Here is a 14,274-nt window from a genome sequence, read left to right as displayed (position 1 = left end):
TGCTCAATTTCTGAGATGTGGATTGAGCAGGTTCGATTTTGGAAAGAAGATACAGCAACCACTATTAATTAGCCTTTTATGATCTCTACAGCTTTAGACAAACTGCCCACTTCCATCTTGGACACTATTGGCAACACTCCTTTGATGCGAATGAAAAGATTATTTCTCCCACACGATCATGCTATCTATGGAAAGCTAGAGGCATTTAATCCTGGAGGGAGCATCAAGGATAGAACAGCCATGCAATTGATCTCACATGCCATCCATTCGGGAGAACTGAAAAGTGGCGATACTGTCGTAGAATCTAGCTCTGGAAATATGGGGATCGGCCTGGCACAAATCTGCAATTATTTCAATTTAAAACTGGAGATAGTCGTCGATCCTATGGTCAATAATCAGACAGTGCAAATTATGAAAGCATATGGTGCCAATATCAATAGAGTGGAAAAGCCTGCCAATCCGGGTGGTTTTTTGCAAGCGAGATTAGATAAGGTGCAGGAAATCATGCGGCATGAAAAGAATTGTTTTTGGACCAATCAATACGCCAATCGCCAAAATCCGGAAGCCCATCTCACTACTATGAAAGAAATAGAAATGGCATTGGGAGAAGCTCCTGATTTCCTTTTTGCTGCTACGAGCACCTGTGGTACGCTGATGGGCTGTATCCAGTACATCCAGGAGAAAGAATTGCCTACTCAGGTAGTTGCGGTGGATGCCATGGGAAGCGTGATTTTTGGTTCAGCTCCTGGAGAAAGAAAAATTCCTGGGCATGGAGCAAGTAGAAAATCCCAGTTTCTCAATCCTGAATTGATCGCTGACGTCGTGCATGTGGACGATAGAGACTGCGTGCGTGGATGTAGGAAATTGTTAGATAGAGAATCTTTGTTGTGTGGAGGCTCTTCTGGAGCAGTAGTAGCTGCTTTGGAAAACTATTTGCCCCTTATTCCCAATGATTCCACTATAGCGATGATTCTCTGCGACAGAGGAGAGAGATATTTGGACACCATTTACAATGACGAATGGGTAGAGCGTGAATTGTATCAGGAGAAAGCTTTAGCTCTATGATTTCCAAAATGGAAATAAAGCTGCGTATCGCTATCGTAGGTTTTGGTCCAAAGGGTCTCTATGGATTGGAGCGCTTATTAGCTCATTATAGGCATTTGGACCTTGACCAACAGGTAGAAATTCACCTATTCAACAAAACCTCCAATTTTGCTACTGGAGACAATTATGATCCCAATCAGCCGGCTTATTTGCTGATGAATTATGAAAATAGCAAAATATCGATGTGGCCTACTTATTCAGTAAGCCCCATAGTCTCACATCCTCAAACATATGAAGAATGGCTTCAGACTCATTCAGAATTTTGCTCAGATACTGATATTTCACCCAGAGCCAAAGTAGGAGAATACCTATTGGATGGGTTTGATCAATTACTGGATTCCTGTCCAGTTTCTATCAACTTATCCTATCATCAAGGCGAAGTGATAGACATCAGGCAAACTGATAAGACTTACTCAATAAGTTATAGAAATAAGGATGGCTACCCCTTGGAGGTAGAAAATATCGACAATCTCTTGATCACAACGGGCCACCCTTGGGGAAAGAGCAATTCTAAACATGAATCGGCTACTAGTATTCATGAAATTTATCCAGTAGAGCAATGTCTGCAACCAGTCAAATCAGGAAGTCAAGTGTTGATAAAAGGGATGGGATTGACTTTCATCGATGCTGTGTTGGCATTGACAGAAGGGCGGGGCGGAACTTTTGACGTGCAAGATGGGCAATGGAGATATCTGGCCTCGGGTCATGAACCTCTCAGAATTACACCTTTCTCCAGGTCCGGCTTAGTACCTTTCCCAAAAAGTCCCGGCGCTAGAGAAAGCGAACTCATACTACATTATTGTACTTCTGAAAAACTTCGTGAAATACAGGCGGAAAACTTAAAAATTAGCTTTGAATCCACAGTTTTACCCTTTCTAGAACAGGAGTACAAATGGCAATATTATGCAGTGCTTTTCTCAACATGCGGAGAACACCTGAGCTATCATGAGGATTTTGAAGCAGTGCAATGGCAGATTGATCAGTTTCATGAGAGGCACCCTCAGCTTAATAAGTTTGATCTAATCCGCTTTTTGAAAGAGCCTTTTGTGAGCGAGGGAGAAGTCAAATCTCAATTTGAGCTTTTGTCCATTTACTTACGGGAATCAGCAAAAGGGATCGGAAATAGTGCCCTTGCTACTGTGGCGGCACTATGGAGGAGGTTAGCTTTTGACTTTGGAGTGCTTTATCGATTTGGAGGACTTGACCCGGAGTCTCATCGGCTGTTTGATACACAATTTTTCGGGGCGTTCAATCGGGTTTCTTATGGTCCTCCGGTAATCAACCTGAAAAAATTACAGGCAATCGCTGAGTGTGGAATTTTGGATTTGACCCGTGGATGGGATGAAGATAAAAACTCTGCATGCAATACTGGAGAAGCTCTGGAAAAGCAATGTGAATGGATGATTCATGCACAGGTTCCCAGATATGAGATAGCTAGCTGTCCGGGGGAATTGTATGGAAACATGATTCAAAATGGGTTGATTGTGCCCTTCCAAAACAGTGACAGTCTTGGAAATACCTATTCACCTGGCTGCCCTTGGATCAATCACCAAGGTCATCCGATCAATCCAAATGAAGAGGTGAATTCTCAGATTACTTTTATGGGAACGCCAACGGAGGGAATCACACTGGACAACGACACGCTATCTCGAGATAAGAATGATTTTCTAGATGACTGGGCTAAGAATGTTTGTGATCAATTGAAAATGATGGATGGGATTCCTACTGAAAGTATTTCGGTCAATGCGACTAGCTTGCTTTAGAAGGTGATACACTTGAGTCGATCCAGTTCGTCCAAAAGTCCTGCTGACACTTTTCATGAATTTGATGTTCACACTTAAGCTTTAACTCTGATACTACTGACAATGAATAAACTACCTAGCCTTACACCAATTACATCCCAATGGATGAAGCAGATCAAAGATGATTTTCACTTATTGAATGATCTGGTTGCAAACTATGGCTCGCCGATTAATCTGATCAATCCTTCGCTCATGAAGGATAATTATCAATCGTATCAGGAAGTATTGGAAAGCTTTGGTTTGAAGTATCAGGTTTTTTTTGCTCGAAAAGCAAACAAATGTCAGGCCTATGTTCTGAAAGCACATCAGGAAGGAATGGGGATTGATACCGCTAGTTTGGAAGAATACATTCAGTGTTTGGAACTGGGGCTCCCTGCAAATCAACTCATCATCACGGCTGCTATCAAAAATGAAAACTTGCTCCGAAGAGCTGTGAAAGAGGGCAGCCTGATCATCATTGACAATGAAGATGAATGTGCTCAAATACAGCGTATCGCCAAAGATCAAAATAAAAAAGCTTTGGTAGCTTTTCGTCTCAGCGGTTTTCAAAGTGCCAATGGAGAGAAGTTGTATAGCCGGTTTGGCTTTGATATTTCTGATTTTATCAGATTTGTGGATGATTCATTGCTTCGGTATGACTCACTAGAATATAGAGGGCTTCACTTTCACTTGGACGGTTACAGTATGGATGACAGAGGGGCAGCGCTGGAGAGTTGTTTGGCTGTGGTGGATGTTTTGGAGGCAAAAGGACTAAAAACTGAATTTATAGATATAGGCGGAGGATTATTGACTCAATATCTTGAAAATGAGCAGGAATGGGAGGTTTTTTGGAGCCAGTTGACAAGGGCTTTACAAGGAGAAATACCTCCAATCACCTTCGGCAATAATGGCTTGGGTTTGCGCTTTGAGCATGATCAAGTAGTTGGAAAGCGCCAAACTTATCCCTTCTGGAATACTTGTGCAAAAGGGAAGTTTCTGCAAAATATCCTCTCTTATCAAACCTCCAAAGGAGAAAGAATAGGAGATGCCATCAGCAAACGAGGGATAGAGCTGAGGCTGGAGCCAGGTCGCTCACTTTTGGATCAAACAGGCATGACAGTCGCCAAAGTAGCTTTTCGAAAAAAAGATTCACGAGGGGATTGGCTGATTGGTTTGGAGATGAATATGAGCCAACTCATGAGTGGTAGTGCTGATTTTCTACTGGATCCTTGGGTGGTCTATCGAGAGAAGCAATCTGACTCAAAATCGGTTGGAGTGTATTTTACAGGAGCCTATTGCTTGGAGAGAGATGTGATTTTGAAGCGAAAAATTGAGCTCCATCAGCTGCCAGAAGTAGGCGATATGGTAGTGTTCCCCAATACAGCGGGCTATATGATGCATTTCTTTGAATCTAGCGCGCATTTATTTCCACTTGCCAGCAATCTGATTTATGATGAAAGCAAAGGCTTGCAGCAAGATGCTTTTGTGGAAGATGACAGTCTCGCCCACAAGTAGACTTGACAGGGCAATCCATTGAATCATGCTATATCCTTATTTCACATTTATATCCTTTCCGACTTTACGTCGGATTTTTTTTTGCAAACCCAATATTGTCGGAAGCCCTTTTGCAAATCATCAGTCGCTTTGCGGGGATTCACCACTTTACTTGTTAATCCTAAGAAAAAGATAGTCTACAAGATGTGAAATTTAAGCCTCACAATGAGGCGCTCTTGCTAATCCATGTGCTTTCAATAATCAAGTTTCGTAGGCTTGAATTTTATGTAATTAACTGTAAAACAGTGTTTTGTGGTTTTTGGGGGATCGGAAGCAGGCTCTGGTATAGTGCTTGGATATATAGTAGTACAACCAAACCAAATTTAACCATGGAAAGTACCACAAACAAAATCAAAGGAAACTGGAATGTGATCAAGGGCAAATTGAAACAACAATATGCAGACTTGACAGATGATGACTTGACCTATGTAGAAGGCAAGGAAGACGAGCTTTTGGGACGCATCCAAAAGAAAACTGGCAAGACGCAAGAAGAGTTGGAGAAGTTTATCGACAAGAACAACTTGTAAAAGCCAAAGGATTTAGTCTATGGCTTAGATGATCAGAAAGTCTATTCTGATTAAAAAATGAAGAGGGCTAAGGAGGGTAGATATAAAGGAAATACGCATAACAGATTCTTTATTTCAATCTTTTCTTTGGCCCTTTTCTCTTATCACTCACCTGGGGTAATTATTAGTATCAAGTTTTCTAATTTTAAACGGAATGGAAACGAATTCATATTCTAAATCTATCGAGAATATCGAGCAAGTACTGGGAGAACTAAAAAGAGGGGAACGGGATGGAAAAAAGATTCTTATGATGACCCGACTTGCTAACAGTGAATTGAAAAACTGCTTCTCCAAATTGAAATTGTTGGAGCAGGAATTGATCAATTCAATAGACAACTCACTCGATTTGGGTGGAAAAATGTAGCAAAATCAGCTCCCAAACTATTACAGGTAGTTTGGGTTTTTTGTTTATTCCTTTCTAGAATCAAAATGCATAGAATGCCAATTTTGACTTATTCAGGACAAGGATGGGTTCGGATATTTTTCATTTCAGTATTCTGAAATTTTTGAACCATCTCGGACCTTTTGGGATTGTAAGCTAAAATTATCGCTAGGCAATCTCCAGCGGGACAATAGAAAAATCTCAAGAATATGAAAGCAATGAACTATCCCAAATCCTTTTCCCACATTGGGATCACCGTGCCCGACATCACCAAGGCAGTGGAATTTTATGAAAATGTCATGGGTTGGTATGTAATCATGCCTCCTTCCGTAGTCAAAAAAGAAACGGATACAGCCATTGGTCAAATGTGCATCGATGTATTTGGGGAGGATTGGGAAGAATTTGAAATCGCCCACATGTCTACGTCAGATGGCATCGGGATTGAGTTGTTTTCTTTTCCACATGGTGTGAAAGAAGCTCCTGAATTTAACCCTTTCAATACAGGCTTGTTTCATTTTTGTGTGCAAGATCCAGACATTGAAGGATTGACTCAGAAAATAGTTGCAGCCGGCGGAAAGCAGAGAATGCCAATTAGAGAATACTATCCGGAAGAAAAACCTTATAAAATGGTGTATGTTCAGGATCCTTTCGGGATTGTATTTGAAATCTATACTCATAGCTACGAATTGACCTATTCCTCTGGAGCCTATCAGAAATAGGATGACTCTGGTCTCGTAGTGTGGGACTGATCCATCTAGGATTTCCAAATACTCCAGCTTGCTCCTGAGGTGATACAAACATTCAGGATTATTTCCGGTTTTCTATGTAGCAATCAGGTTTTGGTGCTCAAAGCAAGCCTATGAAAAGAGTCTTTCTGACCGGAGCAACTGGATATATTGGAAAGAGGCTATTGCCGATATTAGTCGAAAATGGCTTCCATGTGATCTGTTGTGTTCGGGACAAAAATAAATTTCATCTAGTAAACGCCCTCAAGGAAAATGTAGAGGTCGTCGAGCTGGACTTGACGAAAAAAGAGACTTTACATACTATTCCGAGAGATATTGACTATGCTTATTATCTGGTTCATTCGATGTCTACAGCCAGTGATTTCAATGAACTGGAAAAACTATCCGCTGTCAATTTCAGAGAAGAAATAAATCAAACAGATGCCAGACAAGTAATCTATCTAAGCGGCATTGTCAATTCTGACACTTTATCGAAGCATCTACAATCCAGAAAAACAGTCGAGCTGGAACTGCAAAAAGGAAATTTTGCACTGACAACTGTCAGGGCTGGAATCATCATCGGCTCGGGGAGTGCTTCCTTTGAAATCATAAGAGATTTGGTAGAAAAACTACCAATCATGATCGCCCCAAAATGGCTGAAGACCAAATGTCAACCTATTGGTGTGTCAGATGTGATGAAAGTTTTGGTAGGAGTTCTGGGCAATGAAGCAACCTTTAAGCAGAGTTATGATATTGCCGGAAAGGAAATATTAACTTATAAGGAGATGCTCTTGGGTTTTGCGCGCCAGCGAGGTCTCAAGAGAAGCATATTGACAGTTCCTGTCATGACGCCAAAGCTTTCTTCGTATTGGTTGTATTTCATTACCTCGACTTCTTATAAACTTGCCATCTCTTTGGTCGATAGTATGAAAGTCGAAGTGATAGCCAAAGACTCTGAAATCAACCAAATCCTTCACCTGGAGCCCTTGTCGTATCAAGAATGTATTCGACGGGCTTTTAGCAAAATTGAGCAAAACGAGATCGTATCCAGTTGGAAAGACTCTACGATTAGTGGGAGGATGGATTATAGAATTTCCGATTTTATAAAGGTTCCAGCTTATGGCTGCTTCAAAGACGCCCGGAAAGCAAAAGTTGCCAATGTGGCTGAGTCTATAGAAAAGATATGGATGATAGGCGGGGAGCAGGGATGGTATTATGGCAGTTGGCTTTGGAAGCTCAGGGGTTTTCTGGACAAGCTTGTAGGCGGAGTGGGCCTGCGGAGAGGTAGAACGAGCAGCATTCACATTCAAGCTGGAGATACGCTGGACTTTTGGAGAGTTTTGTATGCCAATAAATCTGATGGTCGATTGCTTTTGTTTGCTGAAATGAAGCTTCCGGGAGAGGCCTGGTTGGAGTTTCAGGTGAAAGATGGTTTACTGCATCAGACAGCTACATTTCGGCCCAAAGGCTTATTTGGGAGACTCTACTGGTACATGGTGTATCCATTTCATGGATTTATTTTTTCTGGACTGATACGGAAATTGAGCTGAATTTAATCCTGAGGTGAACTGAAAATCTTGCTCTCGAACCGGAATGAATTGGAGCTTTCAAAAGAAGTTTTTCATGGAAAATAGATGGTTCCAGATTAACAAACTAAAAACCCCTTCCAAAGGACTATGGAAGGGGTTTTGATTGAGAACCGAGCTTGTTTTTCAGAGGTCAGCTCATAATTAGGCTTTTGGCTATTGAAATAACCTTGACCTTTGAAAGGACTGCATCAGTCTACCCGAAAATCTAATTTGGCCAGTCCATCTTGGATCTCCTGAGCTCCCATGAATAGTTCCCAGCCTAATCCTGTTCTATGATTTTCGATCATGGCGACGATGGGACCTTGGTCGATGGCTAGGTATCTCTTAGGATAGTAGTTGGCTTCCGGACTCATGGCGTCGTAGAAGCCATATCTACCAAATACTTTTTCTCCATAATTATAGTAGAGATTTTTGAGCACTTTTAGGCTTTCCTCAGGTGTATATGGCATGGATGAAAGGGCCGCTGTGGGGGAGATGACCCCAAGATCTTCTCCCGGACGATGGGCTGAGTAGCCATTGACAGAATAGCTGGCAGTGAGTCCCCAGAGATCTTCACCATACCCTTTGTGCTCCTCTTTGTTGGCAATGCACCAGGCTCGGTTGATCAGCGTATGATTTGTGTTTTCTTGCCAGTAATCTGCATAGCGGTCTTTTAGGCCTTTGGGATTGAGTCCTAAATAAGAATAGTGAGACCAAAACAGCGGTCCTCCCATGGCTTCCGAACCATTATGCTTGAGTTTTAGGGGATATCCAAAAGCTTTGATGTCCGTATTGATTCCACCATTTCTCGCCCACCCCTTGTGATAGACATCCGGCGATATCGTGTGGGTAGGGGAGGATGCTGCAAGAATATAGGTGATCAGGCACTCATTGTAACCTTCCAATGCAAAATTCATCACCCATTCCTTGTCTGGTGACCAATGCCAATAGAGCACCTCTTGCCCGCCTTGCGTGTACCAGTCCCATTCCATTTCTTTCCAGAGTTGATCGATCTTGGAGGCTATACTCCTTTCCTGCTCTGAACCATCTTTGTAATATTCTCTTACAGCCAATAGGCCCTGCATCAGGAAGGCAGATTCTACCAAATCTCCTCCGTTGTCATTCGTGCCAAAAGGCTTTACTTTTCCTGTCTGACCATCCAGCCAGTGCGGCCATACTCCATGGAATCGATCTGCTTTTTCGAGAAAATTGACCATCTTTTCGAAATGATCTGCGCCTTCCTGTCGAGTGATCCAGCCGCGATCTATTCCTGCCAAAAGTCCGAATATCCCGAACCCTGTACCACCTGTGGTGACTACATGTTGATCATTTTGAGGATAGTCTCCGTCGATATGTATTCGCTCTGGGGCCATACCCGAATTAGTTTCGGCACCTTGATAGAAATATCTAAAAGTATAATACTCGACCATATTGATTAACTCCTCATCCGAAAAGTCCCGAGTAGTAGCTGGGCTTGTCCCTAGGTCTTGAGAGCCACCTGTTTCGTCTATTCCGACCACCTTGTATTTCAGGTTTAGGTTTTTACCCAAGTCATTGACAAAATCCATGTAGATCGTGTCTTGAACAGTGGCTCTTTTCGCAAACTTATTGTTTTCGGTACTCACCCAAATCTCATAGGTGGAGACTCCGGTTTGCTTTGGCCAATGTAGCTCCACATGTCGATCGTAGCCTTTGGCTATCACAGGACTTGGCTCCGATGGCTCCTTGGTTCCGCAGCCCGAGCCCATGAGAGCTAAGAAGCAGTAGCTAATAGATAGTTTCAAATATGTTTTCATAATATTCAAAGTTTATAGTTCGGTGATAAGCTGAAACTGCAGCGATGAAACATAAATTTTTCAGGAGGATAGCTTGAGAATTTTCCATTTAGTATGAGAACCCAAGCTTATCCAGACCGGATAGTACCTCAGGTTGTTGCATGAAAAGATCCCAGATTTTCCCGGTTCGGTGATTTTCTAGCATGATGATAATCGGCCCTTGATCGATGGCGAGATAGGAATCTGCGTACCAGTTTTCTGTGATATTAAATGCATCGTGGAATCCATATTCTCCCCAGATACGCTCACCCAATGAATAATAGAAAAACTTCAATGCCTTCATGGATTGGTTAGGAGTGTATGGAAAAGAAGACATTGCCGCACTTGGAGTGATCACGCCTAAATCATTGGTAGGAGAGTGGGCACTATAGCCCGTAGGATTGTCACTAGCAGTAAAACCCCAATTTTCCTCCGAATAGGCTATAAAACTCTTGGGATTGGCTTCAGCATGCGCTTGGTTGATCAGGCTGTGCTGCACGTTTTGCTCCCAATAGTCAGCATATTGATCTTGGAGATTTCTTGGGTCAAGCCCTAGGAAAGAGTAGTGGGAGAAGAACAGTGGACCACCATAATCGTCTCCCAGAGGTAGCAGCTCTCCATAAAAACTAGATCCGTTTTGAATGGCTCCATTTCGCGCCCATCCTTCTTCATAGGTGGTTTTTGAGATAGAATGGGTGGGGGAGCTAGCAGCTAAGACATAGACGATGAGAGATTCATTGTATCCACTTATGGGGAGGTTCATTTCCCACGTGTAGTCCGGTGACCAATGCCAGTAGAGTACGCCACTATCATTTTTGGTATACCAGTCCCACTCGACATCATGCCACAGTTTTGTTATTTGATCGATGAGTTGCTTTTCAGCCACTTCAGCAGGATTGAGATATTGCTGGACAGTCAGTAGCCCTTGGACCAAAAGTGCAGTTTCTACCAAATCTCCTCCATTATCCTTGGTGCTGAATGGGATAGTCGTGCCCGTCTCTCCATGTAGCCAATGAGGCCATGCTCCGTGAAAGCGGTCGGCAGTCTCCAAGAAGCTGATCACTTTGGTCCAGCGCTCGACTGCTTGTGTTCTACTGATGAACCCTCGTTCTACTCCGACGATGAGGGCCATAAGACCAAATCCACTTCCTCCTGTGGTCACGGTATTGCCTGAAGTATATCGCTCTCGTGCCATGCCACTACTAGGATGGGCAAAGTCCCAGAAATAGCGAAAAGTGTGCTCCTGAACTGTGGTCAAAAGCTCCTCGTCTGAAATCATGGGAAATTTGGGAGTGGGATCTACGACAGTATAAAACTCCTGCTGCCAACCAGAAAACGTCTCTCCATTGGCTCCTTTTAAGGTATTAGCCAAGGAAAGCTCAAATGGGTAGAGATCCAACAAAGGCTCCGTGGAATTCAGTTTCAATAGTTTACCATCAGTGGATAGCTCAAAAGCAAGGGAGGAAGCCTCTGGTCCAGCTAAGAGGATGGCGGATTCGATTGTGCTTGGATCTAGTGCAAAGTTGAATTTGATTTGGGCGTCAAGGTCTAATGAGACGTTTTGGATTCTTCCATTCGGGAGCTTTTCTGCTCCTTCGAAATTGAAGGATTCTACAGTCAAATCACCAGCTTGGGTGGAAAATGAAAGTATCTTACCCATGTATGACTTTCCGGCAGTGGTTTGTAGGGTGCTCTTAATTTCCAGTTGATGAACTTGACCGCTGAGAAAACCACCCAAAGCCTGAACGGTAAGAGTTTTGGGAGAAGCAAGGTTCAAGTTGCTGGAAATAGCCTGCCCATTTGCAGTGAGAAGTATCGAACCATTGACGCTGGATGGATCCAGATTTTCTGAAAAATTTAAGCTGATCGTTCTGTCAAGCGGTACATTTTCTACTACCGAACCATCAAGAGGGATCACCAATGAGCCTACTTTAGCTTCCAAAAGCATGAGGTCTGGGCTTTCCTCTTCTCTGCAAGAAATAAGCAGCAGAAAAATACCCAGCAGGAGAAATAGTTGTTTCATGTAGTAAAAAGCAAAGAGCCGAAATCGGCTTGCCCGAATTTCAAAGTTGAAAGCTAGGCAAGCGCGACTTCGGCTGATGAGGTGATTAAGGTTGTTCTTCTGCCATGATTGTGACGATTTCTTCTTGGCTGAGTGCCTTGTTGAAAATCCTCAATTCATCCATGTAGCTCTGGTCGGAAAGGTGGTTCCAACCTGAAAACCTAGGAGCTCCGGACATAATGGATAGTATATCGCATCCAGACCAGTCTACACCCGAAAATTCACCTTGTTTGGCTACTGCCCCATTGATATAGACTACCGCTTCGGTATTGGAAATGGTAAAGGCAATATGAACCCAACCATTGTTGACAGTAGGATCGATAGCTGCGTCATCTCCTCCGTCAAACCAGGAATCTGCAGTGCCATTTCCTACGTTGAGTTTGAAAACCTGGCGGGTCGCAGACCCTTCTCTGAAAAGACGGAAACCTGAAACCCGATTATTTTGGGCAGATGGATTTGCTTCATCTGGAGGTCCGATTACCATGATTCCTGCCCGATCTGGATTTGCGTTGATTTTGTACCAGAAGGCAGCACTGAATTCCTCATTGAGTAGACCAGTGGTAGGGAATGTCAAATAGGCTCCAGTTGCTCCTGCATAGGCATTGGTGCCCGCGACACGGTCTGTCGTGAATCCAGGTGCTCCTGTGACTTCTGCTTCTGTAAGAGTGATCAGTTCCAGGTTTTCACCATCAAATGGAGCATAAAATACCTCGCCCTCATAAACAGGTTGGTAAGGTTCTGCTTTTTGGAAAGCAATGGATTCAGAACTGTTTTTACCAGAAAGGTCAGTTGCAGTGATGCTCAAAGTATGCTCTCCATTACCCAAGGTTTCATAAGGCAGGGTAATGATAGCATTTCTATAATCTCTAAAGTCTGAGTAAGAACCTATCTCAGTCCCGTCCATTTGTACTTTGATATCTCCGATTTCGATGTCATCTGAAACCGAGAATTTGATATCGATGGAGGTGATATCTTCAGTCACTCGTATCATGGTGCCCTCTGAAGGGAAATCCACTGAAATAACTGGTGCTGCCTCATCCGTACCAGCGGCCACGGGTTCAATATCATCTATGTAGCTATCCTTGCAGGCAAAGCTGACTGCCAGTAGTCCTGCAACAATGTACTTGCTGTTGAATTTCATGTTTTTTGGGTTATCTGTTAGGAAATGGCATTAAGGGTTTTCGAATTCTGCCAATTGCGGAAGAATATCCAGCTGCTCCAATGGATAGGGCAGGTATCTGTCACTTTCTGAGAAAGTCCTTCCTTCATAGCTTAAAGCCGAAGTTTTGCCGTGGCGGACCAAGTCAAAAAACCGGATGCCCCATTCCGTACCGAATTCTGCATATTTTTCATCTAAAACCTGATCCAGAGTCACTCCGGAAAGGGCGTTCATACCAGCTCTACTTCTTACCAGATTGACAGCTTCATCTGCGCTCATCACGGAGCTAGCTGCACCGCTAGTCAATGCTTCCGCATGCATCAGGAGGATTTCAGAATATCGGATCACGGAGAAGTTTTTATTTTCTCCATAAGTAAATCTCCCCTCAGTCAATTGATTCGAAGGCAAGTAAAATTTACCACTGAGGAATTTATACCTAGGGTGGTTGTTGAATACATCTCCATCGGGAGAGGTATTGCTCACCCATGAAGGCAAAGTCGCATAATCTGGGTCAGATTGGATGGCGACTATCCCATCTGGAGTGAATAAAACGGTGGTTTCCAGTCGTTCTCTTTCTCCTCTATCCAGCATGAATTTCACATAGGTACTGGACGGTTCCCAGAATCCCCAGCCACCTCCAGCTCCACTGACTGCAGGTGCCCAGCTGGCAGGACCAAAGAAGTCCCATAGGTATCTATTGACCGTACCAGTGGCAGTGCCATAATCTGAATATTGCAATTCCAGCAGGCTTTCATTGCTCAACTTGCCGGGTATTTTGAAAAGCTGATAGTAATCATCCATTAAAGCGAAATTACCATTCGCAATGATCTCTCCGGTAGCATCGGCTACTGCTTGGTAGTTGCCTAGCTCCAGATTGGCCATCGCCTTCACAGCCAGCGCGGTATAGCGGCTGATACCTCCGGGAATATCTGTCCGTTGATTGGGACGGACGGTGGCCAAGTTGGGGATGGCCTCGTCCATTTGCTCGGAAATATGCTGCATGACCTCTTCAAAGCTGGAGACTTCCACATTGTAAAGATCTCTAGGCTGAGAACTCGTCGGAATTAGGATGTTTTCCCAAAGTCTCGCCAAGATGAGAAGTTCGAAAGAGCGCATGACTTTCAATTCAGCGATGTATTGGTTGGTTTGTGCCAAATCAGCTCCTGCTTCTTGGTATTTTAGAATTTCCTCCATCGCTCCATGCCAATAGATGATATCAGAATAGAGATTGAGCCAGGTAGAATTGTACAGCCAGAAATTGCGGTCATATTCGAATAGATCAGTTCGAGTCAACGCTTCCTGATCTCCTGCAGGATTGACATCGTCACCCCTGACAGAGATGGTAGGGAAGCTTTCCCACTGTAGTTCATTCAGTTCTGCATAGGCTCCATAGACGAGGAGCATCATGTTTTCAGTTTGCGTATAGTCCGTTTCCTCTACCCGTTGGACATTCTGTAGAGGTTCGTCCAATAAGTCGGTACAGCCTGTCGGAAGAATGAAAGCCGTGGCTAGTCCCAGTATCGTTAGTTTTTGATGAATTTTCATTTTCTGATTCTTTT

General features: G+C 43.4%; 11 protein-coding genes. 7 read left to right on the top strand and 4 right to left on the bottom strand.

All coding sequences use genetic code 11. The features are described from left to right. Positions 1 to 78: 78 nt before the first annotated feature. From sbnA to G460_RS0105405, 7 genes are all read left to right on the top strand, one after another. Positions 79 to 1,065, top strand: coding sequence for a 2,3-diaminopropionate biosynthesis protein SbnA (gene sbnA / locus G460_RS0105435; protein WP_026954408.1), 987 nt, complete (start codon positions 79 to 81; stop codon positions 1,063 to 1,065). Further along, positions 1,062 to 2,867, top strand: a complete 1,806-nt coding sequence (locus tag G460_RS0105430; RefSeq protein WP_026954407.1) for an FAD/NAD(P)-binding protein — start codon at positions 1,062 to 1,064, stop codon at positions 2,865 to 2,867. The genes sbnA and G460_RS0105430 overlap by 4 nt, the downstream gene beginning before the upstream one ends. 102 nt (positions 2,868 to 2,969) lie before the next feature. Next, positions 2,970 to 4,400 (top strand): type III PLP-dependent enzyme domain-containing protein, encoded by a 1,431-nt coding sequence (locus G460_RS0105425; protein ID WP_084421162.1) that lies wholly within the window; start codon positions 2,970 to 2,972, stop codon positions 4,398 to 4,400. 368 nt (positions 4,401 to 4,768) lie between these two features. Beyond that, the gene (locus G460_RS0105420; protein WP_026954405.1) at positions 4,769 to 4,966 is read left to right on the top strand and encodes a CsbD family protein; all 198 of its coding nucleotides are present in this window, start codon (positions 4,769 to 4,771) and stop codon (positions 4,964 to 4,966) included. Between the two features lie 193 nt (positions 4,967 to 5,159). Continuing rightward, a complete protein-coding gene (locus G460_RS0105415) occupies positions 5,160 to 5,369 on the top strand; it encodes a hypothetical protein (protein ID WP_026954404.1) in 210 nt (69 codons plus the stop codon). 227 nt (positions 5,370 to 5,596) lie between these two features. Further along, positions 5,597 to 6,106 (top strand): lactoylglutathione lyase family protein, encoded by a 510-nt coding sequence (locus G460_RS0105410; RefSeq protein ID WP_026954403.1) that lies wholly within the window; start codon positions 5,597 to 5,599, stop codon positions 6,104 to 6,106. A 140-nt stretch (positions 6,107 to 6,246) separates the two neighbouring features. Then, positions 6,247 to 7,662: an SDR family oxidoreductase gene (locus tag G460_RS0105405; RefSeq protein WP_026954402.1), complete on the top strand. Its 1,416-nt coding sequence runs from the start codon at positions 6,247 to 6,249 to the stop codon at positions 7,660 to 7,662. A gap of 227 nt (positions 7,663 to 7,889) precedes the next feature. Here G460_RS0105405 and G460_RS0105400 read toward each other — a convergent pair whose 3' ends face one another. The 4 genes from G460_RS0105400 to G460_RS0105385 all read right to left on the bottom strand — a co-directional run bounded on the left by G460_RS0105400 (position 7,890) and on the right by G460_RS0105385 (position 14,260). After that, a complete protein-coding gene (locus G460_RS0105400; protein WP_051315935.1) occupies positions 7,890 to 9,476 on the bottom strand; it encodes a glucoamylase family protein in 1,587 nt (528 codons plus the stop codon). An 88-nt stretch (positions 9,477 to 9,564) separates the two neighbouring features. Continuing rightward, the gene (locus G460_RS0105395) at positions 9,565 to 11,517 is read right to left on the bottom strand and encodes a glucoamylase family protein (protein WP_026954400.1); all 1,953 of its coding nucleotides are present in this window, start codon (positions 11,515 to 11,517) and stop codon (positions 9,565 to 9,567) included. Between the two features lie 85 nt (positions 11,518 to 11,602). Then, the gene (locus G460_RS0105390; protein ID WP_026954399.1) at positions 11,603 to 12,697 is read right to left on the bottom strand and encodes a LamG domain-containing protein; all 1,095 of its coding nucleotides are present in this window, start codon (positions 12,695 to 12,697) and stop codon (positions 11,603 to 11,605) included. Between the two features lie 30 nt (positions 12,698 to 12,727). Further along, entirely contained in the window at positions 12,728 to 14,260 is a 1,533-nt protein-coding gene (locus G460_RS0105385; RefSeq protein WP_026954398.1) for a RagB/SusD family nutrient uptake outer membrane protein, read from the bottom strand. Positions 14,261 to 14,274 lie beyond the last annotated feature (14 nt).

Origin of the sequence: Algoriphagus vanfongensis DSM 17529, assembly GCF_000429465.1 — a bacterium.
GTDB lineage: Bacteria > Bacteroidota > Bacteroidia > Cytophagales > Cyclobacteriaceae > Algoriphagus > Algoriphagus vanfongensis.
This window is presented reverse-complemented; position numbering and strand designations above follow the sequence as displayed.

Bases quoted from the DNA above. Each gene is read 5' to 3' on its own strand.
- sbnA (WP_026954408.1), top strand. From the start codon at position 79: ATGATCTCTACAGCTTTAGACAAACTGCCCACTTCCATCTTGGACACT.
- G460_RS0105430 (WP_026954407.1), top strand. From the start codon at position 1,062: ATGATTTCCAAAATGGAAATAAAGCTGCGTATCGCTATCGTAGGTTTT.
- G460_RS0105425 (WP_084421162.1), top strand. From the start codon at position 2,970: ATGAATAAACTACCTAGCCTTACACCAATTACATCCCAATGGATGAAG.
- G460_RS0105420 (WP_026954405.1), top strand. From the start codon at position 4,769: ATGGAAAGTACCACAAACAAAATCAAAGGAAACTGGAATGTGATCAAG.
- G460_RS0105415 (WP_026954404.1), top strand. From the start codon at position 5,160: ATGGAAACGAATTCATATTCTAAATCTATCGAGAATATCGAGCAAGTA.
- G460_RS0105410 (WP_026954403.1), top strand. From the start codon at position 5,597: ATGAAAGCAATGAACTATCCCAAATCCTTTTCCCACATTGGGATCACC.
- G460_RS0105405 (WP_026954402.1), top strand. From the start codon at position 6,247: ATGAAAAGAGTCTTTCTGACCGGAGCAACTGGATATATTGGAAAGAGG.
- G460_RS0105400 (WP_051315935.1), bottom strand. From the start codon at position 9,476: ATGAAAACATATTTGAAACTATCTATTAGCTACTGCTTCTTAGCTCTC.
- G460_RS0105395 (WP_026954400.1), bottom strand. From the start codon at position 11,517: ATGAAACAACTATTTCTCCTGCTGGGTATTTTTCTGCTGCTTATTTCT.
- G460_RS0105390 (WP_026954399.1), bottom strand. From the start codon at position 12,697: ATGAAATTCAACAGCAAGTACATTGTTGCAGGACTACTGGCAGTCAGC.
- G460_RS0105385 (WP_026954398.1), bottom strand. From the start codon at position 14,260: ATGAAAATTCATCAAAAACTAACGATACTGGGACTAGCCACGGCTTTC.